Below are 18,997 nucleotides of genomic sequence, written 5' to 3' on the forward strand. Positions count from 1 at the left end.
GCCTGCTCGCGAAGCGGTATCTCAGTCACTATTGATGGCGACTGATTCACCGCATTCGCCAGCAGGCTGGCTCCCACATTTTTTGTCCCGGTTTTAAGGGTTTAGCCCGCCGAGCGACTGATCCGAATACGCTTGCGTGCACTGCGTGTCAGGCGGATCGACAGCATCAACGCCGCGCAGCTCAGGCCAACGATCAGACCCTGCCACAAGCCGCTCGGGCCGCGTGGCTCACCGAGCCAGTCGGTCAGGCCGAGGGCATAGCCCACCGGCAAACCAATCCCCCAATAGGCGAACAGGGTCAGGATCATCGTCACCCGCGTGTCCTGATAACCGCGCAGTGCGCCGGCAGCGGTCACCTGGATGGCGTCGGAAAACTGGAACAGCGCCGAGTACACAATCAGCATCGCCGCGATGTGAATCACGGTCGGGTCAGCGGTATAGATCGCCGCAATCGGCTCGCGCAACAAAAGCATCATGCTCGCCGACAGGCAGGCGTAGGCCAGCGCGGTGCCCATACCGACGCCAGCAGCAAAGCGCGCCTCACGCGGTTCTTCGCGACCCAATGCCTGACCGACGCGCACGGTCACCGCCATGCCCAACGAGTAGGGAATCATGAACACCAGCGAACTGACGTTCAGCGCAATCTGGTGCCCGGCCACTACCGTGGCGCCGAGGCTGCCGATCAACAACGCGATCACGGCAAAGATACTCGACTCGGCAAACACGGCGATGCCGATCGGCAGACCAATTGCCAGTAACCGCTTGATCACTGCCCATTGCGGCCAGTCGAAACGGCTGAAGATTTCGCTCGAACGATAGGCCGGCGCCCAGCGCTCATAACCAGCCAGCCCCAGCGCCATCACCCACATCACAATCGCCGTGGCCCATCCGCAACCAACGCCGCCCATCGCCGGCACGCCGAAGTGGCCATAGATGAAGATGTAGTTCAGCGGAATGTTCAGCGCCAGACCGCACAGGCCCAGTACCATCGCCGGACGCGTACGACCAATGCCGTCACTGGTGCAGCGCAACACGTGATAGAACGCCACTGCTGGCAGACCGCTGGCGATGCCGTGCAGGTATTGCATGCACGGGCCGATCAGCTCGGGATCGACCTTCATCAGGTGCAGCACCGGTTCGGCGGCCACCAGCATCGCCGTCGCAATCAGTCCGACCACCAGTGCCAGCCACAACGCCTGACGTACAAGCGGGCCGATTTCGCTGTGGGTACCGGCACCGAAGCGCTGGGCAACTTTCGGCGTGGTTGCCAGCAGGGTGCCGGTCATCAGCAGAAACACCGGCACCCAGATCGAGTTGCCCAGCGCAACGGCCGCCAGATCCTTTGGCCCGACGCGGCCAGCCATCACCGCATCGACGAAGCCCATGGCCGTGGTCGCCAGTTGCGCGATGATGATCGGCAACGCCAGGGCGAGCAGGTTCTTGAACTCCAGGCGAATCCGCGCCGGGCGGGTCAGGGAAACAGCGACAGGTTGATCAGTTACAGAATTCACGGGCAAAACGTCCACAGGTGTTGATGCGCAAGGCGCCGCATTCTACGCCGCTGACGCCTTGGTCAGGAAAAATCCTCTGTTGCGGATTTGTAAGCGCAAAGCTCGCTGGCTCAGCGACCGATCTGCACCTAAACTGCCGATCCGCCAAAGGAGCCCGCCATGCTGATTGTTGCCGACGAAAATATCCCGCTGCTCGATGCCTTTTTTGCCGGTTTCGGCGAGATCCGCCGGGTGCCGGGCCGTTCCATCGACCGAGCGACGGTCGAGCAGGCTGACGTATTGCTTGTGCGCTCGGTGACCAACGTCAACCGTGCTTTGCTGGAAGGTAGCAAGGTGCGCTTTGTCGGCACCTGCACCATCGGCACTGATCATCTGGATCTCGACTACTTCAATGAGGCCGGCATCACATGGTCGAGTGCGCCTGGCTGCAATGCCCGCGGCGTGGTTGATTACGTGCTGGGCAGTCTGATGACACTCGCCGAAATCGAAGGCGTCGATCTGACTCAGCGCACCTACGGGGTCGTCGGCGCGGGTGAGGTCGGTGGACGGCTGATCAAGGTCCTGAAGGGCCTGGGCTGGAACGTCAAAGTCTGCGACCCGCCACGGCAGGCTGCCGAAGGCGGCGATTACGTCAACCTCGAGCAGATCATCGAGCAGTGCGATGTGATCAGTTTGCACACGCCGCTGACGCGCAGCGGCGACGGCGCGACCTGGCATCTGTTTGATCAGCAACGTTTGCAGCAACTCAAGCCCGGCGCATGGCTGATCAACGCGGCCCGTGGTCCTGTGGTGGATAACCTTGCTCTGCGCGAAGTGTTGCTGGAGCGTGAAGACCTGCAAGCCGTTCTCGATGTCTGGGAAGCAGAACCTGAAGTGGATGTTGCGCTGGCCGAACTCTGCGTCTTGGCCACCCCGCACATTGCCGGTTATAGCCTTGATGGCAAACAGCGCGGAACGGCGCAGATCTATCAGGCTTACTGCACATTCCTCGGTCAAGCGGCGAGCATTCAACTCAGTGATCTGTTGCCGGCACCGTGGTTGTCGGAAGTTTCCCTGCACGGTGACAGCGATCCGGCCTGGGCACTGGCGATGTTGTGCCGTGGGGTGTACGACCCGCGCCGCGATGACGCGGATTTTCGCCGCAGCCTCGTAGGCAATGTCGGCGAGCAGCGTGCGGCGTTCGACGTGTTGCGCAAGCAATATCCGGTGCGGCGCGAGATTGAAGGACTGAAGGTGCGCATTGAAGGGGATTCACCGGCGTTGGCGAAGATCGTGTCGGCGCTGGGTGCGGTACCTGTCTAGAAAGCGAGATGGGCGATTCGCGAGCTTGCTCGCGAATGCCGCGCCACAAATACCTGATCTGCAGACAGAAAAAACCCGGCCAAAGGGGCCGGGTCAGGAAGACGGTGGCTATATCACTCTTGTTCGGCAGGCTTGATCAATCGCTTCTCCAGCTCGCTGCACGCTTGCTGGATCATTTCTTCAGTGATCGGTACTTCACGCCCATCCTTATCCAGTATCGAGCAACCCAGAGATTGGCCGGGCTTGGTGCGGATCACTTGAATCTTGTCATCGCTGCTGTGTTGCAAGGACATGGCCTGTCTCCTCATCAGGTTGTGTACCCAGATTAAAACCGCCACGTGACCAGGCTGTGACAGCGCCTTCGATCCGTCATGAGCGGCCATTCCAGTCCAACAGAAATGACCGTTCGTCTCAACCGCGACGTTAGACCGATAGCAACTATGGCCTAGTCTTTGGGGGCATATTTAACCTGACTCATTGTGATTTACAGAGTTCCACCCCAAAGAAGGTTTACGCTAGCCCTTTCATCAACACGGATGCGTACCTGAATGACCCCGAAGCTTTCGTCAAGGCACCGGCGCGCCCTGCGTCTGACCACTCGATTTCTGGCTCCTTACCGCTGGCAAGTCATCGGCGCGCTGCTGGCGTTGATCGTCACCGCCGCCGTTACGTTATCGATGGGGCAGGGGATCAAACTGTTGGTCGACCGCGGCTTCATGACTCAGTCGCCGCATCAGCTCAATCAGAGCATCGGCATCTTCATGTTAATGGTGCTGGGCCTGGCGGTCGGCACGTTCGCACGGTTTTACTGGGTATCGTGGATCGGCGAGCGCTGCGTCGCCGACATTCGCCGTGAGGTGTTCAACCATCTGGTCTATCTGCATCCGGGCTTCTATGAGAACAATCGCAGTTCGGAGATTCAGTCGCGGCTGACTGCCGACACGACACTCCTGCAATCGGTGATCGGCTCGTCGCTGTCGATGTTCCTGCGCAACCTGCTGATGGTCATTGGTGGTGTCATCCTGCTGTTCGTGACCAATGCGAAACTCACCAGCATTGTGGTGATTGCGCTGCCGTTCGTGGTCGCGCCGATCCTGATTTTCGGCCGACGCGTACGCAATCTGTCGCGATTGAGCCAGGACCGCGTCGCCGATATCGGCAGCTATGTGTCGGAAACCCTCGGCCAGATCAAAACCGTGCAGGCCTACAACCATCAGGTGCAGGATGAGCGGCGTTTTGCGACAACGGTCGAGGACGCCTTCGACACGGCACGCAAACGTATCTTCCAGCGCTCATGGATGATCACCATGGTGATCGTGCTGGTTTTGGGCGCGGTGGCAGTGATGTTATGGGTCGGCGGCATGGACGTGATCGCCGGACGTATCACTGGAGGCGAACTGGCGGCGTTTGTTTTCTACAGCCTGATCGTCGGCAGTGCGATCGGCACCTTGAGTGAGGTGATCGGCGAGCTGCAACGTGCGGCAGGTGCCGCCGAGCGGATCGCTGAATTGCTGGGTTCGGAAAATATCATCCAGCCGCCAACCGCCGGGCTTGTGACCCTGCCGGAGCGCGTGCGGGGTGAACTGCAATTACAGGAAGTACGTTTTTCCTATCCATCGCGTCCTGAAAGCTATGCCGTCAACGGCTTGAACCTGACCATTCGGGCCGGCGAGACGCTGGCGCTGGTGGGGCCATCGGGCGCCGGCAAGTCCACGGTGTACGATTTGCTATTGCGCTTTTATGACCCCGTGGAAGGGCGGATTCTTATCGATGGTGTGCCGCTGACCAGCCTCGACCCGCTGGACCTGCGCCGTCACTTCGCTTTGGTATCACAATCGCCGGCGCTGTTTTTCGGCAGCGTTGAAGAAAATATTCGTTACGGCAATCCGCGGGCGACGCTGGAGCAAGTCAAGGAAGCGGCAAAAATTGCCCACGCTCATGACTTCATCGAAAAAATGCCCAACGGTTATCAGACCCATCTCGGCGATGGCGGTCTCGGTCTTTCCGGTGGGCAGCGTCAGCGTCTGGCGATCGCCCGGGCGTTGCTGGTCGACGCACCGATCCTGCTGCTGGACGAAGCCACCAGCGCCCTCGACGCGCAGAGTGAGCATCTGATTCAGGAAGCTTTGCCGAGCCTGATGCAGAACCGCACCACGCTGGTGATCGCGCATCGACTGGCCACGGTGAAAAACGCTGACCGGATTGCGGTGATGGATCAGGGCAAGCTGGTGGCCATTGGTACTCATCAGGAGCTGATTGCCAGCAATCCGCTGTATGCACGGTTGGCGGCGTTGCAGTTCAATGATGGCAAGAGCGCTTCAACGAATCCTGTCACCGATCCTGCCATTCACTAAGGCCGTGCCCATAAAAAATGCCCGTATCGCGAGATACGGGCATTTTTCGTTATCCGGCAGTAAGCGCTGGATTACTGATCATCAAAATACCGCTCATGCCAATCCACCAGCGGCTGTGGCGAGTTGAGCTTTTGGCCGTAGATCACCGAATAAGACAGCACGTTCTGCACGTACTGACGGGTCTCGTCGAACGGAATGCTTTCTACCCAGACATCGAAGCTCAGGTGATCGGCGCCGCGCAGCCATTGGCGTACGCGACCCGGTCCGGCGTTGTAGGCGGCGGAGGCGAGGACGCGGTTGCCGTTGAACTGGCTGTGCACCTGGCTCAGGTAAGCGGCGCCGAGCTGGATGTTCTTGTCCGGGTCCAGCACTTGCTGCGGCGAGGCCAGCGGAATGCTGAATTTGCGTGCGGTTTCCTTGGCGGTGCCGGGCATCAGTTGCATCAGGCCACTGGCACCGACGCCGGAACGGGCGTCGTCCATGAAGGCACTCTCCTGGCGGGTAATGGCAAACACCCAGCTCGAATGCAGGCCACGTACCTTGGCTTCACGCACAAGCGTTTCGCGGTGAGCCATCGGGAAGCGAATATCCAGATCGTCCCAGTACTGCGCCTGACTGATGGTGCGGATCGCCGGGAAATACCATTTCAAGTCGTAAGCGAGTTTCGCCTGAGCAACCATTTCATCGCGATTGAAGTGGCGGCTGACGTGATACCACTCGCGGCGACCGTCGACGATCTGTCCGCGGGCGTGGAATTCCAGCGCGCGGCGTACGCCTGGAGTGTTGCGCACCTTGTTGATCAGCGCCTGACTGAGGACCAATGGCTTGTTGTTCAGCGAGTAGGGCGATTGCGAACGGTCGGCGGCGAGGAAACCGTAGAAATCCCGTTCGCGCGCAAGGTTTTTGTACAGGGTCTGCGCTTCCGGGTTCTGCGGCTGGGCCAGTTCCAGGCTGCGCGCCTGCCAGTAGCGCCAGCGGTTGGTGGTGGCCAGGTCCTGCGGCAGACGGCGAGTCAGCTGATACGCATCGTCCCAGCGCGCCAGACGCAACAGCAGGCGCAAACGCCATTCCGAGACGGTGTTGTCGCGCAGTTCCGGATCGTATTTGGTCATCACGTCCAGCGCGCGGCTGTCGAAACGCCTCGCCAGAGTCAGGCCGATTTCCCGGGCGATCGCGACTTTTTCATCGCGGGAGAAATGCATGCTGCTGGCGTAGCCGTCGAGCAGCGCCATGGCCTTGTCCGGATCCTGACGCGCGAGGCGGCGCAGGCCGAGGCTGACCACATCGGACATCGGCTCGTCGGCCGGGGTGAAGCGTGAAGGCTGATTGAGCAGTTCCGGCTTTTGCGCCACATCCACCAGTAAACGGCCGCGCGGGGCGAGGGTGGTCAGGCCGTTGACCAGGCTGTTGGCCAGGGGATAGTTACGCGTCTGAGCGGCGAGTTTGGTGCGCTCCCAGCGTTTCTGCTCAGTGAGCTGACCATCGGCGGCCCAAATCCCGAACAGCGCGTCACACGCGGCGGGTTGCGATTTGCCCGTCAGCCACAGCTTGTCGGCGTTGGCATAGCCTTCGGCTTTCTTGTCGTGAGTGATCTGGTACTGCGCGTTGAGGCAGTCCAGTTCAGTGAAGTTGAGTTTCGGGTCGTAGTATTTGACGAAGGTTGCCCAGTCGCCACGGTCGGCGAGCCAGCGCAACCAGCGCAGTTTCATCCAGTTGGCCTGGGGCAGGTCACCGTGTTCGGCGAGGAATTTCTCGATTTCCGCATTGCTCGCGGACTTCAGGCGCGCGGTCAGTTCGTCGTAAGCCAGATACGGTTCCAGCGGATAATCGGCGAGCGCCTGGCTGTAGCGGAAATACGGGCCGGTATCACCCTTGGCCAAGGCGCGCTTGGCTTCATCGTAATACTGGCGTTGGGTGGACAGGTCCACCGCCTGGGCGGATTGAGCGGCAGCGGCGGTAAGTAGCAAACAGGACAAAACACTGAAAAGGCGACTGCGCATGAGACATCCGGGCAGAGAAATCATGACAAGTGCCGACACGAATCAGCACTGAATTGTCTGTAGCTTAGCCTTTTGCCAGCAAGCGGCGAAAGCTTTGCCGGCCTCGCAGCACAAGTTCGCAACAAATGTTGTGCAGAGTGCTTCGACAGACAAATTGCCGGCCTGTTGAAGCCCTAACTCAGGTAGAATGCGCGCCCGGTTTTTGGAGAAGCTCATGACCCTGCTCAAATTCAGCGATGTGTCCCTTGCGTTCGGCGCTATGCCGTTGTTGGACAAGGTGTCCTGGCAGATCGCCCGTGGTGAGCGGGTGTGCATCATCGGCCGCAACGGCACTGGCAAGTCCAGCATGATGAAACTGGTCAAGGGCGACCAGAAGCCCGATGAAGGCTCAGTGTGGCGTGCCCCCGGTCTGAAAATCGGCGAATTGCCGCAAGAATTGCCGGTGGCCGACGATCGGACGGTGTTCGACGTGGTCGCTGAAGGCCTTGATGGCGTGGGCGCGTTGCTCGCCGAATACCATCACCTCGCGCAGAACTGCGTTACTGAAGATGACCTGAACAAGCTGATGCACGTTCAGCAAGACCTCGAAGCCCGTGATGGTTGGCGCTTGCAGACTCTGGTCGAGAGTACTTTGAGCCGCCTGCAACTGCCGGCGGACAAGACCCTCGCCCAGTTGTCCGGCGGCTGGCGTCGTCGCGTGCTGCTGGCACAGGCGCTGGTGTCCGAGCCGGATCTGCTGCTGCTCGACGAACCGACCAACCACCTGGACATCGGTGCAATTGCCTGGCTCGAAGAAGCGCTGAAAGATTTCCAGGGCGCCGTGCTGTTCATCACGCACGACCGTTCCTTCCTGCAAAACCTTGCTACACGCATCCTCGAACTGGATCGCGGTGGCCTGATCGACTGGAACGGCGACTACGCCAGCTTCCTCGTGCACAAAGAAGCCGCACTGGCCGCTGAAGAAACCGCCAACGCGCTGTTCGACAAGAAACTGGCCCAGGAAGAAGTCTGGATCCGCCAGGGTATCAAGGCGCGCCGCACCCGTAACGAAGGCCGCGTCCGCGCCCTGAAAGCGTTGCGCGTCGAGCGTAGCGAGCGTCGTGAGCGCACCGGCAAGGCCAACATTCAGTTGGACACGGCCGACAAGTCCGGCAAGCAGGTGATGGTTCTCGAGAACGTGAGTTTCGCTCACCCGGGCGGCCCGTTCCTGATCAAGGATTTCTCGATGGTGCTGACGCGCGGCGACCGTATCGGTCTGCTCGGCGCCAACGGTACCGGCAAGACCACCCTGCTGAAACTGATGCTCAGCGGTCTGCAACCGACCAGTGGCAAAGTGGAAGAGGGCACGCGGATCGACGTAGCGTACTTCGACCAGCTGCGCCATCAGCTGGATCTGGAAAAAACCGTGATCGACAACGTCGCCGAAGGTCGCGACTTTATCGATATCGATGGCCAGAGCCGTCACGTGCTGAGCTACCTCGGCGACTTCCTGTTCAGCCCGCAGCGTGCCCGCACGCCGGTCAAGGCGCTGTCAGGTGGTGAGCGTGCGCGTCTGTTGCTGGCCAAACTGTTCAGCAAGCCGGCGAACCTGCTGGTCCTCGACGAACCGACCAACGACCTCGACGTGGAAACCCTCGAGCTGCTCGAAGAAGTGCTGCTGACTTTCAACGGCACCGTGCTGATGGTCAGCCACGACCGGGCATTCCTCGACAACGTGGTCACCAGCACGCTGGTCTTCGAAGGTGAAGGCAAGGTGCGTGAGTACGTCGGCGGCTATCAGGACTGGATCCGTCAGGGTGGTTCGCCGCGCCTGTTGGGCGTGACTGAAAGCAAGTCGGGCAAGGCTGACTTGAATTCGGCGGTGGTCACTGCCGAGCCTGCTGTAGTTGCAGCACCTGTCGCTGCTGCCCCGGCTGCCAAGAAAAAGCTGAGCTACAAGCTGCAACGCGAGCTGGAAGCGTTGCCCGCTGATATCGACGCCAAGGAACAGCAGATTGCTGCCGTGGAAGCCGAAATGGCTGAAGCTGGCTTCTATCAGCGCCCTGCGGCTGAAACAGCCAAGGTGATTGCTTCGCTGGAGCAGTTGCAGGCTGAGCTGGATGCGTTGATGGAACGTTGGGCCGAGCTGGATGCCTGATTGTTCCTGATGTGAAAAAGCCCGGCGCTCAGTGATGAACGCCGGGCTTTTCATATGTAAACGCAGTTCCCTTGTAGGAGTGAGCCTGCTCGCGATAGCGGATTAGCATTCAACGAATTCGTCGACTGTCAGAACGCTATCGCGAGCAGGCTTGCTCCTGCATGGAATGGTATTTCAGCGTTTGACCAAGTGTACCGCCAATACATCGCATGGCGCGCCGTGCAGCACGTCATTCGCGGTCGAGCCGAGCAACAGCGCCAGACCGTGACGGCCATGGCTGCCGACCACGATCAGGTCGCATGCTTGTTCCTTGGCGAAATGATGGATTTCCTGGCGTGGCTGGCCATAAGTCAGGTGACAATTGGCGCCTTCGAGTTCGGAGTACTTGAGTTTCAGGCGCTCGAGGCGTTCCTTGGCCTGATCGAACTGCTGTTGTTGCAGTTGTGACAGATCCATCGGCACGTCGCCGCCGAACGCCATGGCCATCGGCTCGACAATATGCACCAGCGACAGCTTGGCGCCATTGCTCACCGATAGCTCTCGGGCGCGGTGAATCACAGGGTCGCACTCTTCGGTCAGATCTACGGCGACCAGGATGTGGTGGTAGGGCATGAGGTGCTCCTCGTGAGGTTTCAATATTGTTAAGTATGGCTGGTTTCAAGCGCATTGGTTCCAAAGTGACACAATGCGCTCACCAAGAATTGGGAATAGAGATATGACGGTCTGGTTGGTGGTGTCAATCCTGCTGGTGGTTTTAAGTCCGCTGGCGTGGCTGCGCCCATCGCGCGCGCAAAGCGGTCGCATCGCCCTGCGCATGGAGGCGCGACGCATCGGTCTGGCCATGCAGCTGGCCCCTCAGGAATGGCCGCACTGGCTGGCGCAAGAGCCGCCGAACCCGTGTGCGCAATATCATCGACCGCGCCGTAGCAAGCAGCCCGTCTGCTGGACTTACTGGCAGAAATCGCCGGGTGTATGGGTCAATCAATGGCAGGAAGTCTGCGAGGATCGTGCGCTGCTCAATCATTTCGAAAAGTTGCCGGGCAACGTTTTCAAAGTCGAGGCAGACAAGCAGATGATCGCTCTGTATTGGGGCGAGAAGGGTGAAGCGACGGTTTTGCAGGATATCGACGCCACTCTGAAAGCGCTGGCGTGACGCGCGGACTTTTCGCACTGCAATGGTGTGAAACGTCCGGCAGACGCGCAATAAAAAGCCCGACATGATTCATCGGGCGGGGTTGGCCAGGCAGGCCGGAAACGTTTTTTGATGCTGATGGGGCTTGGAGCGCTCAGCGCATTTCTCTGTAGTCCTCCCAGCGTAGCCCTTTAAACAAGGGCCGCCGCGAATTAGGGCGACTTTTCTAACTATTGATTCTATGAATGGCTTCACATGCAGACGCGTGTTGCGGGTCTTCGTCTGACGGAAATGACCGCAAAGTCGCATTTCAACCCGTATTTTGGGCGATTGACAATTGTTGGAAATTCCGTGAAGGTGACGTACCCAAATCAAACGGGCGTATGAATTGAGCGTTTGTCTTACAGACTGCTCCTACAGAATCCCGACTATCGCGTTGGCGGGTGTGCCGGGTGGATTGGCGTTAGCATCGACGAAAAAGCGTCCTGCCGAGCCATTCGCCTGCGTCCGACGTGTACTGTTCAGCTTCCATATCGTGGAGATCAGTTGATGATTTACGAAGGTAAAGCCATCACGGTTAAAGCTCTTGAAAGTGGCATCGTCGAATTGAAATTCGACCTCAAGGGTGAGTCCGTCAACAAGTTCAACCGTCTAACCCTGAACGAACTGCGTCAGGCCGTAGACACCATCAAGGCAGATGCTTCGATCAAGGGCGTGATCGTCAGCAGTGGCAAGGACGTGTTCATCGTCGGCGCCGACATCACCGAATTTGTCGACAACTTCAAGCTGCCGGATGCCGAGCTGGTTGCTGGCAATCTCGAAGCCAACAAGATCTTCAGCGATTTCGAAGACCTCAATGTCCCAACCGTAGTGGCCATTAATGGCATCGCACTGGGCGGCGGTCTGGAAATGTGCCTGGCGGCTGACTATCGCGTCATGTCGACCAAGGCCAAGATCGGTCTGCCGGAAGTCAAACTGGGCATCTACCCAGGCTTCGGCGGCACCGTGCGTCTGCCGCGCCTGATCGGTGTCGACAACGCCATCGAATGGATTGCCTCCGGTAAGGAAAACCGCCCTGAAGACGCCCTGAAAGTCAGCGCCGTCGACGCCGTGGTTGCTCCGGAGAAGCTGCAGGAAGCCGCTCTTGAACTGATCAAACGCGCCATCTCCGGCGAGTTCGACTTCAAGGCCAAGCGTCAGCCGAAACTTGAAAAACTCAAGCTGAACGCCATTGAACAAATGATGGCTTTCGAAACCGCCAAAGGTTTCGTTGCCGGTCAAGCTGGTCCGAACTACCCGGCACCGGTTGAAGCGATCAAGACCATCCAGAAAGCCGCGAACTTCGGTCGTGACAAGGCGCTGGAAGTCGAAGCCGCCGGTTTCGTCAAACTGGCCAAGACCTCTGCCGCGCAGAGCTTGATCGGTCTGTTCCTGAACGATCAGGAGCTGAAGAAAAAGGCCAAGGCCTATGACGAAATCGCCAAAGACGTGAAGCAGGCCGCTGTACTCGGCGCCGGCATCATGGGTGGCGGTATCGCCTATCAGTCGGCTTCCAAAGGGACGCCGATCCTGATGAAGGACATCAACGAGCACGGTATCGAGCAGGGGCTGGCCGAAGCCGCCAAACTGCTGGTTGGCCGCGTTGATAAAGGTCGCATGACCGCTGCGAAAATGGCTGAAGTGCTCAACGCCATTCGTCCGACCCTGTCCTACGGCGACTTCGGTCACGTCGATCTGGTTGTCGAAGCTGTGGTCGAGAACCCGAAGGTCAAGCAAGCCGTGTTGGCTGAAGTGGAAGGTCAGGTCAAAGAGGACACCATCCTCGCGTCCAACACCTCGACAATTTCTATCAGTTTGCTGGCCAAGGCCCTCAAGCGTCCGGAAAACTTCGTCGGCATGCACTTCTTCAACCCGGTGCACATGATGCCGCTGGTGGAAGTGATCCGTGGCGAGAAGTCCAGCGAGCTGGCTGTTGCCACCACCGTTGCCTACGCCAAGAAAATGGGCAAGAACCCGATCGTCGTCAACGACTGCCCGGGCTTCCTGGTCAACCGCGTACTGTTCCCGTACTTCGGCGGTTTCGCCAAGCTGGTCAGCGCCGGTGTGGACTTCGTCCGTATCGACAAGGTCATGGAAAAATTCGGCTGGCCGATGGGCCCGGCGTACCTGATGGACGTGGTCGGCATCGACACCGGTCACCACGGTCGTGACGTGATGGCTGAAGGCTTCCCGGATCGCATGAAGGATGACCGTCGTTCGGCCATCGACGTGCTGTACGAAGCCAAGCGCCTGGGCCAGAAGAACGGCAAGGGCTTCTACGCCTACGAGGCCGACAAGAAAGGCAAGCAGAAGAAAGTCGCCGATCCGTCGGTGCTGGAAGTGCTCAAGCCGATCGTTTACGAGCAGCGCGAAGTCACTGACGAAGACATCATCAACTGGATGATGATCCCGCTGTGTCTGGAAACCGTGCGTTGCCTGGAAGACGGCATCGTTGAAACCGCCGCCGAAGCCGACATGGGTCTGGTTTACGGTATCGGTTTCCCTCCATTCCGTGGCGGTGCGCTGCGCTACATCGATTCGATCGGTGTTGCCGAGTTCGTTGCCCTGGCTGACCAGTACGCTGATTTGGGCGCGCTGTACCACCCGACCGCGAAGCTGCGTGAAATGGCCAAAACCGGCCAGAGCTTCTTCGGTTAAGCGCCCCCAACTAGAGTGAGAGTGAACTTATGAGCTTGAATCCTAGAGACGTCGTGATTGTCGACTTCGGTCGTACTCCGATGGGCCGCTCCAAGGGCGGCATGCACCGCAACACCCGTGCTGAAGACATGTCGGCGCACCTGATCAGCAAACTGCTGGAACGCAACGCCAAGGTTGATCCTGCTGAAGTCGAGGACGTGATCTGGGGCTGCGTCAACCAGACCCTGGAGCAGGGCTGGAACATCGCGCGCATGGCGTCGCTGATGACCCAGATCCCGCACACCTCGGCCGGCCAGACCGTCAGCCGTCTGTGTGGCTCGTCGATGAGCGCACTGCACACCGCTGCGCAAGCGATCATGACCGGTAACGGTGACGTGTTCGTGGTTGGCGGCGTCGAGCATATGGGCCACGTGAGCATGATGCACGGTGTCGATCCGAACCCGCACATGTCGCTGTACGCGGCGAAAGCCTCGGGCATGATGGGCCTGACCGCGGAAATGCTCGGCAAAATGCACGGCATCACTCGCGAACAGCAAGACGCTTTCGGCGTGCGTTCCCACCAGTTGGCCCACAAGGCAACCGTGGAAGGCAAGTTCAAAGACGAAATCATTCCGATGCAAGGCTACGACGAGAACGGTTTCCTGAAACTGTTCGACTATGACGAAACCATTCGTCCGGAAACCACCCTGGAAAGTCTGGCGGCTCTCAAGCCAGCCTTCAATCCAAAGGGCGGCACCGTGACTGCCGGTACTTCGTCGCAGATCACTGATGGTGCTTCGTGCATGATCGTGATGTCGGCGCAGCGTGCACAGGACCTGGGTATCCAGCCAATGGCGGTTATCCGTTCGATGGCAGTGGCGGGTGTGGATCCGGCGATCATGGGCTATGGTCCAGTTCCGGCGACACAAAAAGCCCTGAAGCGTGCGGGCCTTGGGATCAACGATATCGACTTCTTCGAGCTCAACGAAGCGTTCGCCGCACAGGCCCTGCCAGTGCTGAAAGATCTGAAAGTGCTCGACAAGATGAACGAGAAGGTTAACCTGCACGGCGGCGCGATCGCCCTGGGTCACCCGTTCGGTTGCTCCGGTGCCCGTATTTCCGGCACCTTGCTGAACGTGATGAAGCAGAATAGCGGCACCTTCGGGGTGGCCACTATGTGCATTGGTCTCGGCCAAGGCATCTCCACCGTCTTCGAACGCGTTTAAGCGTCTCGTCGATGGAAGCCGGGGCCAAGTGCCCCGGTTTTTGTTTTTGTGGATTTATTTTGTTTTTATTTTTGAAAAAATTTGAGTGAGGGCCAAACCATGCCGATACAACCTGGGCTCTACCAACATTACAAAGGTCCGCAGTACCGCGTATTCAGTGTTGCGCGGCACTCCGAGACCGAAGAAGAAGTGGTCTTTTACCAAGCCCTGTATGGCGATTACGGCTTTTGGGTGCGCCCTCTGAGCATGTTTCTCGAGTCGGTCGAGGTTGACGGCGAGCAGGTGCCACGCTTTGCTTTGGTGCAAGCCGAACCGAGCCTTTTTTCCAAGGCATGAGGCGAGTGTGCACAGAACCCTGTGCTTGACCTCACCTTGTATCAACTATATATAGCGGTGCCGCGTCAGGCGCCAACCGCCTTTCACTTCTAGAATTCAGGAATTTTCTGATCCATGGGCAAATCGCTGGTCATTGTGGAATCCCCGGCTAAGGCCAAGACCATCAACAAGTATCTGGGTAACCAATACGTGGTGAAGTCGAGTATCGGCCATATCCGAGACCTGCCCACCAGCGGTTCGGCTAGCGCCAGCAAAGAGCCAGCCGCCAAGCGCGGCAAGGCTGCTGCGGGCGAAGGTCCGGTGCTCTCGCCGAAAGAGAAAGCGCGCAAGCAGCTGGTCTCGCGTATGGGTGTCGATCCCGATCATGGCTGGAAAGCCAAGTACGAGATCCTCCCGGGTAAAGAGAAGGTCATCGAAGAGCTGCGCCGGCTCGCCAAAGATGCTGACACCATCTATCTCGCAACCGACTTGGATCGCGAGGGGGAAGCCATTGCCTGGCACCTGCGCGAAGCCATCGGTGGTGACGACAGCCGCTACAAGCGTGTGGTGTTCAACGAAATCACCAAGAAGGCGATTCAGGAAGCCTTCTCGGAACCGGGCGAGCTGGACATCGATCGTGTCAACGCTCAGCAGGCCCGTCGTTTCCTCGACCGCGTTGTGGGTTACATGGTCTCGCCGCTGCTGTGGGCGAAGATCGCCCGTGGCCTGTCTGCCGGTCGCGTGCAATCGGTTGCCGTGAAGCTGGTGGTCGAGCGTGAGCGTGAAATCCGTGCATTCAACCCGGAAGAGTACTGGGAAGTGCATGCCGATCTCGGCACCACCAAAGGCTCGACCGTGCGTTTCGAAGTGGCTCGCGAGAAAGGCGAGGCCTTCAAGCCGCTCAACGAAGCCCAGGCCATGGCCGCGCTGGAGAAGCTCAAGTCTTCCAGCTACAGCATCGTCAAGCGCGAAGACAAGCCGACCAGCAGCAAGCCTTCGGCGCCATTCATCACCTCGACACTGCAACAGGCTGCGAGTAACCGCCTGGGCTTCGGCGTGAAGAAAACCATGATGATGGCCCAACGTCTCTACGAAGCCGGCTACATCACTTACATGCGTACCGACTCGACCAACCTCTCGGCTGATGCCGTGACGATGGCGCGTACTTACATCGAAGACGAGTTCGGCAAGAAGTACCTGCCGGAAACGCCAAACGTCTACAGCAGCAAGGAAGGCGCACAAGAGGCTCACGAAGCGATTCGTCCGTCCGACGCCAACACCATTCCGAGCAAGCTTGCAGGCATGGAGCGTGACGCTGAGCGTCTCTACGAGTTGATCTGGCGCCAGTTCCTCGCTTGCCAGATGCTGCCGGCGCAATATCTGTCGACCACCGTCAGCGTGGGTGCTGGCGATTTCGAGCTGCGTGCCAAGGGTCGTATCCTCAAGTTCGACGGTTACACCCGCGTTATGCCGCAAATTGCCAAGCCGGGTGATGACGACGTTCTGCCCGATATGGCGCAGGGCGACGTGATGAAGCTGATCAAGCTCGATCCGTCCCAGCACTTCACCAAGCCGCCGGCGCGTTACTCGGAAGCGAGCCTGGTTAAAGAAATGGAAAAACGTGGCATCGGTCGTCCTTCGACTTACGCTGCGATCATTTCGACCATTCAGGATCGCGGCTATGTGACCCTGCACAACCGTCGTTTCTATTCGGAAAAGATGGGCGACATCGTCACCGAGCGTCTGTCGGAAAGCTTCTCCAACCTCATGGACTACGGCTTCACTGCCGGCATGGAAGAGAACCTCGATGACGTGGCACAGGGTGAGCGCGACTGGAAAAGTGTGCTGGACGAGTTCTACGGCGACTTCAAAAAGAAGCTCGAAGTAGCCGAAAACCCGGACAGCGGCATGCGTGCCAACCAGCCGGTCATGACCGACATTCCGTGCACCACTTGCGGCCGTCCGATGCAGATTCGTACTGCGTCGACCGGCGTGTTCCTTGGTTGCTCAGGCTACAGCCTGCCGCCGAAAGAACGCTGCAAGGCCACCGTCAACCTGGTGCCGGGCGACGAAATCGCTGCGGACGACGAAGGTGAGTCGGAATCGCTGGTGCTGCGTGGCAAGCATCGTTGCCCGATCTGCAGCACGGCGATGGACGCTTACCTGCTGGACGAGAAGCGCAAGCTGCACATCTGCGGTAACAACCCGGATTGTGCTGGCTACGAAATCGAAGAGGGCAGCTATCGCATCAAGGGCTACGAAGGTCCGAGCCTGGAATGCGACAAGTGCGGCAGCGAGATGCAGCTCAAGACTGGCCGTTTCGGCAAGTTCTTCGGTTGCACCAACCCTGAGTGCAAGAACACCCGCAAACTGCTGAAAAGCGGTGATGCAGCGCCGCCGAAGATGGATCCGGTGAAGATGCCTGAGCTGAAATGCGAAAAGGTCAACGACACCTACATTCTCCGTGACGGTGCCTCTGGTCTGTTCCTGGCCGCCAGCCAGTTCCCGAAAAACCGTGAAACCCGCGCTCCGCTGGTGATCGAGATTGTGCCGCACAAGGACGAAATCGATCCGAAGTACCACTTCCTCTGCGACGCGCCGAAGAAGGATCCTGATGGTCTGCCTGCGGTCATCCGCTACAGCCGCAAGACCAAGGAGCAATACGTGCAGACTGAAGTCGACGGCAAGCCTACTGGTTGGAAAGCTTACTACGACGGTGGCAAGTGGACGGTTGAAGACAAGCGTACGAAGGCCAAAGCTGAATAAGCATTAGCCTGATACTGAAAGGCCGCATGAGAACCCTTGGGTTTTCATGCGGCCTTTTTGTTTTGTGCTTGCGGTGGGATCAACTGATCCATGACACTGTCCGGCCTGTGTGAAGCAATTATTTCGTTGTGGGGAGCGCCGTCATGGCTCACGAACTCTATACCCGTACCAATCAGAAGATCTATTTCGCTGGCCTGTCGCTCGAAGCCTTGGCTCGCGCTGAGGAGGGGCGGGCGATGAATTCACTGGCGTTGATTCAGGCCGGACGTGAATCGGCGCTGTTTCACCTGTACGGCGCCTTGCTGGGTCTTTGCCACGAGATCGCGGGTTTCTATCGTCTGCCGCAGGCCAATGCGCCGCGGGCTGAGATGCTGCTGACGCGTGAAGTGCTGGAGTCGATTGCGATTCCTGAACTCGCAGAAATGGTTGAGTTGGCGGGCAACTCTGAAACCTGGCTGGCAAAACTGCTGGCTGCGCATTCGGCGCTGTTCCAGCCGCCACGGGTGCCACACAAACCGAAAGGGGATGTGACTCAACCGTTGATTCAGGCGATTAATCTGGATGAAGAGGAAGCGCCGGAAGAGTTGAGTCGAGAGGAGCTGGAGAGCTGGCGGCAGAACTTGAAAGGTCTGGCGATACGTTTTCGCGAAGGCTTGAACGAGTGCTGAGGGCGATTGACACGGTGGCAATCTGAAACATGCTGCTGGTCAAGATCCCGAGCGAAGCCTGAATGATGTCTATATAATGCCTGCCTTTCGTGGAGAACAGACCTTTATGCCAACGTCCTTTCTAGAAATTGTCGAGTTACCAGACGGCCGAATCGAACTGCGCAGGGCTGAGGACGAGGGTTCTTTGGTGACGCTGGATTTCTCCGACGATGCCAAGGCGTTCCTGCAAGGTCAGCATGTGGAAATCGCTAAAGCGATGTTGAGCGTCGGCGTGCAAATGGCCGGTCGTATGGTCGAAGGCGAGTTTGATAAGGAAGAGGGGCCGCGGGTTCTTCATTGATCCCCGCCTTTCTACTGTTTGATGTTACCGCTTCAGATCGGCTTCTCTGTCCCTGGAGAAGCCCTGCGCTTCACACAGCGCGTGCTGCCAGCAATCAACCCAAGCGGATGTTTAGACTCTGAGCGTCGCCCGTGCGTGCAGCGCTGATCAGTTGTTGCCGCGAGTGGGTGTTTAGCGGGTTGAGCCAAGTGACCACGGTATGACTGCGACCCAGCTTCAGAGCTTCGCACGCCAGTTGTTGAGCGCTCTGAGCGCCCCTTGGTTGCAGTAGCAGAATGCGTTCGCGATTCAGCCCGGCATCTCGCAGCCATGTCTGGGTCAGGCTGGCAGGTGGTGCGATCAGCGTCAGCCAGCGCGCGTCCTGATCTTCACTGAGTTCGCGCAGGATCGGGGCGAGCAGGTTCAGGCAGTTCCCGGCAGCACCGCGCAGTGACAGCTCACTGAATACTTCGGGTTCGGCATTCCAAGGGCGTTCGACCACGTCTTTCAGGATCGGCGCCATCGGTTGCGCCAGAAACGCTTCGAATAAAGGCAGTTGTGTTTGCTGAGGGGTGTGTGGGAACTGCATAA

Annotated in this window: 15 protein-coding genes; 10 read left to right on the forward strand and 5 right to left on the reverse strand. The window is 58.7% G+C overall.

Annotation, left to right across the window (positions count from 1 at the left end):
- Positions 1-101: 101 nt before the first annotated feature.
- On the reverse strand, positions 102-1,511 hold the full coding sequence (locus PMI23_RS04910) for an MATE family efflux transporter (RefSeq protein WP_007910428.1): 1,410 nt from the start codon (positions 1,509-1,511) through the stop codon (positions 102-104).
- Positions 1,512-1,670: 159 nt separating this feature from the next.
- Here PMI23_RS04910 and pdxB point away from each other — a divergent pair, with 159 nt between their 5' ends.
- A complete protein-coding gene (pdxB, locus tag PMI23_RS04915) occupies positions 1,671-2,813 on the forward strand; it encodes a 4-phosphoerythronate dehydrogenase PdxB (RefSeq protein WP_007910431.1) in 1,143 nt (380 codons plus the stop codon).
- Between the two features lie 113 nt (positions 2,814-2,926).
- Here the strand turns inward: pdxB and PMI23_RS04920 are convergent, their stop codons facing one another.
- The gene (locus PMI23_RS04920) at positions 2,927-3,106 is read right to left on the reverse strand and encodes a PA1571 family protein (protein WP_007910433.1); all 180 of its coding nucleotides are present in this window, start codon (positions 3,104-3,106) and stop codon (positions 2,927-2,929) included.
- A gap of 255 nt (positions 3,107-3,361) precedes the next feature.
- Here PMI23_RS04920 and PMI23_RS04925 point away from each other — a divergent pair, with 255 nt between their 5' ends.
- Positions 3,362-5,167 (forward strand): ABC transporter transmembrane domain-containing protein, encoded by a 1,806-nt coding sequence (locus tag PMI23_RS04925; RefSeq protein WP_007910435.1) that lies wholly within the window; start codon positions 3,362-3,364, stop codon positions 5,165-5,167.
- 71 nt (positions 5,168-5,238) lie between these two features.
- Here PMI23_RS04925 and PMI23_RS04930 read toward each other — a convergent pair whose 3' ends face one another.
- On the reverse strand, positions 5,239-7,167 hold the full coding sequence (locus PMI23_RS04930; RefSeq protein ID WP_007910437.1) for a transglycosylase SLT domain-containing protein: 1,929 nt from the start codon (positions 7,165-7,167) through the stop codon (positions 5,239-5,241).
- Positions 7,168-7,381: 214 nt separating this feature from the next.
- On the opposite strand from PMI23_RS04930, the gene PMI23_RS04935 reads away from it, so the two are divergent.
- Positions 7,382-9,304 carry an ATP-binding cassette domain-containing protein gene (locus tag PMI23_RS04935; RefSeq protein ID WP_007910438.1) on the forward strand — a complete coding sequence of 641 codons (1,923 nt, stop codon included), beginning with the start codon at positions 7,382-7,384 and terminating at the stop codon, positions 9,302-9,304.
- A 174-nt stretch (positions 9,305-9,478) separates the two neighbouring features.
- Here PMI23_RS04935 and PMI23_RS04940 read toward each other — a convergent pair whose 3' ends face one another.
- Complete coding sequence (locus PMI23_RS04940; protein WP_007910454.1) at positions 9,479-9,916, reverse strand: universal stress protein; 438 nt, start codon at positions 9,914-9,916, stop codon at positions 9,479-9,481.
- 103 nt (positions 9,917-10,019) lie between these two features.
- Here PMI23_RS04940 and PMI23_RS04945 point away from each other — a divergent pair, with 103 nt between their 5' ends.
- From PMI23_RS04945 to PMI23_RS04975, 7 genes are all read left to right on the forward strand, one after another.
- On the forward strand, positions 10,020-10,457 hold the full coding sequence (locus PMI23_RS04945) for a hypothetical protein (RefSeq protein WP_007910461.1): 438 nt from the start codon (positions 10,020-10,022) through the stop codon (positions 10,455-10,457).
- 528 nt (positions 10,458-10,985) lie between these two features.
- Positions 10,986-13,133, forward strand: a complete 2,148-nt coding sequence (gene fadB / locus PMI23_RS04950; protein ID WP_007910463.1) for a fatty acid oxidation complex subunit alpha FadB — start codon at positions 10,986-10,988, stop codon at positions 13,131-13,133.
- 29 nt (positions 13,134-13,162) lie between these two features.
- Positions 13,163-14,338, forward strand: a complete 1,176-nt coding sequence (fadA, locus tag PMI23_RS04955) for an acetyl-CoA C-acyltransferase FadA (RefSeq protein WP_007910465.1) — start codon at positions 13,163-13,165, stop codon at positions 14,336-14,338.
- 99 nt (positions 14,339-14,437) lie between these two features.
- Positions 14,438-14,674: a DUF1653 domain-containing protein gene (locus tag PMI23_RS04960; RefSeq protein ID WP_007910467.1), complete on the forward strand. Its 237-nt coding sequence runs from the start codon at positions 14,438-14,440 to the stop codon at positions 14,672-14,674.
- Between the two features lie 114 nt (positions 14,675-14,788).
- On the forward strand, positions 14,789-17,419 hold the full coding sequence (gene topA / locus PMI23_RS04965) for a type I DNA topoisomerase (RefSeq protein ID WP_007949671.1): 2,631 nt from the start codon (positions 14,789-14,791) through the stop codon (positions 17,417-17,419).
- Between the two features lie 143 nt (positions 17,420-17,562).
- Positions 17,563-18,087, forward strand: coding sequence for a DUF6586 family protein (locus PMI23_RS04970; protein ID WP_007910470.1), 525 nt, complete (start codon positions 17,563-17,565; stop codon positions 18,085-18,087).
- Between the two features lie 106 nt (positions 18,088-18,193).
- Positions 18,194-18,427 (forward strand): hypothetical protein, encoded by a 234-nt coding sequence (locus tag PMI23_RS04975; protein ID WP_007910471.1) that lies wholly within the window; start codon positions 18,194-18,196, stop codon positions 18,425-18,427.
- A gap of 94 nt (positions 18,428-18,521) precedes the next feature.
- Here PMI23_RS04975 and sulA read toward each other — a convergent pair whose 3' ends face one another.
- Entirely contained in the window at positions 18,522-18,995 is a 474-nt protein-coding gene (gene sulA, locus PMI23_RS04980; protein WP_007910472.1) for an SOS-induced cell division inhibitor SulA, read from the reverse strand.
- Positions 18,996-18,997 lie beyond the last annotated feature (2 nt).

Origin of the sequence: Pseudomonas sp. GM24, from assembly GCF_000282235.1 — a bacterium.
Classification (GTDB): Bacteria; Pseudomonadota; Gammaproteobacteria; order Pseudomonadales; family Pseudomonadaceae; genus Aquipseudomonas.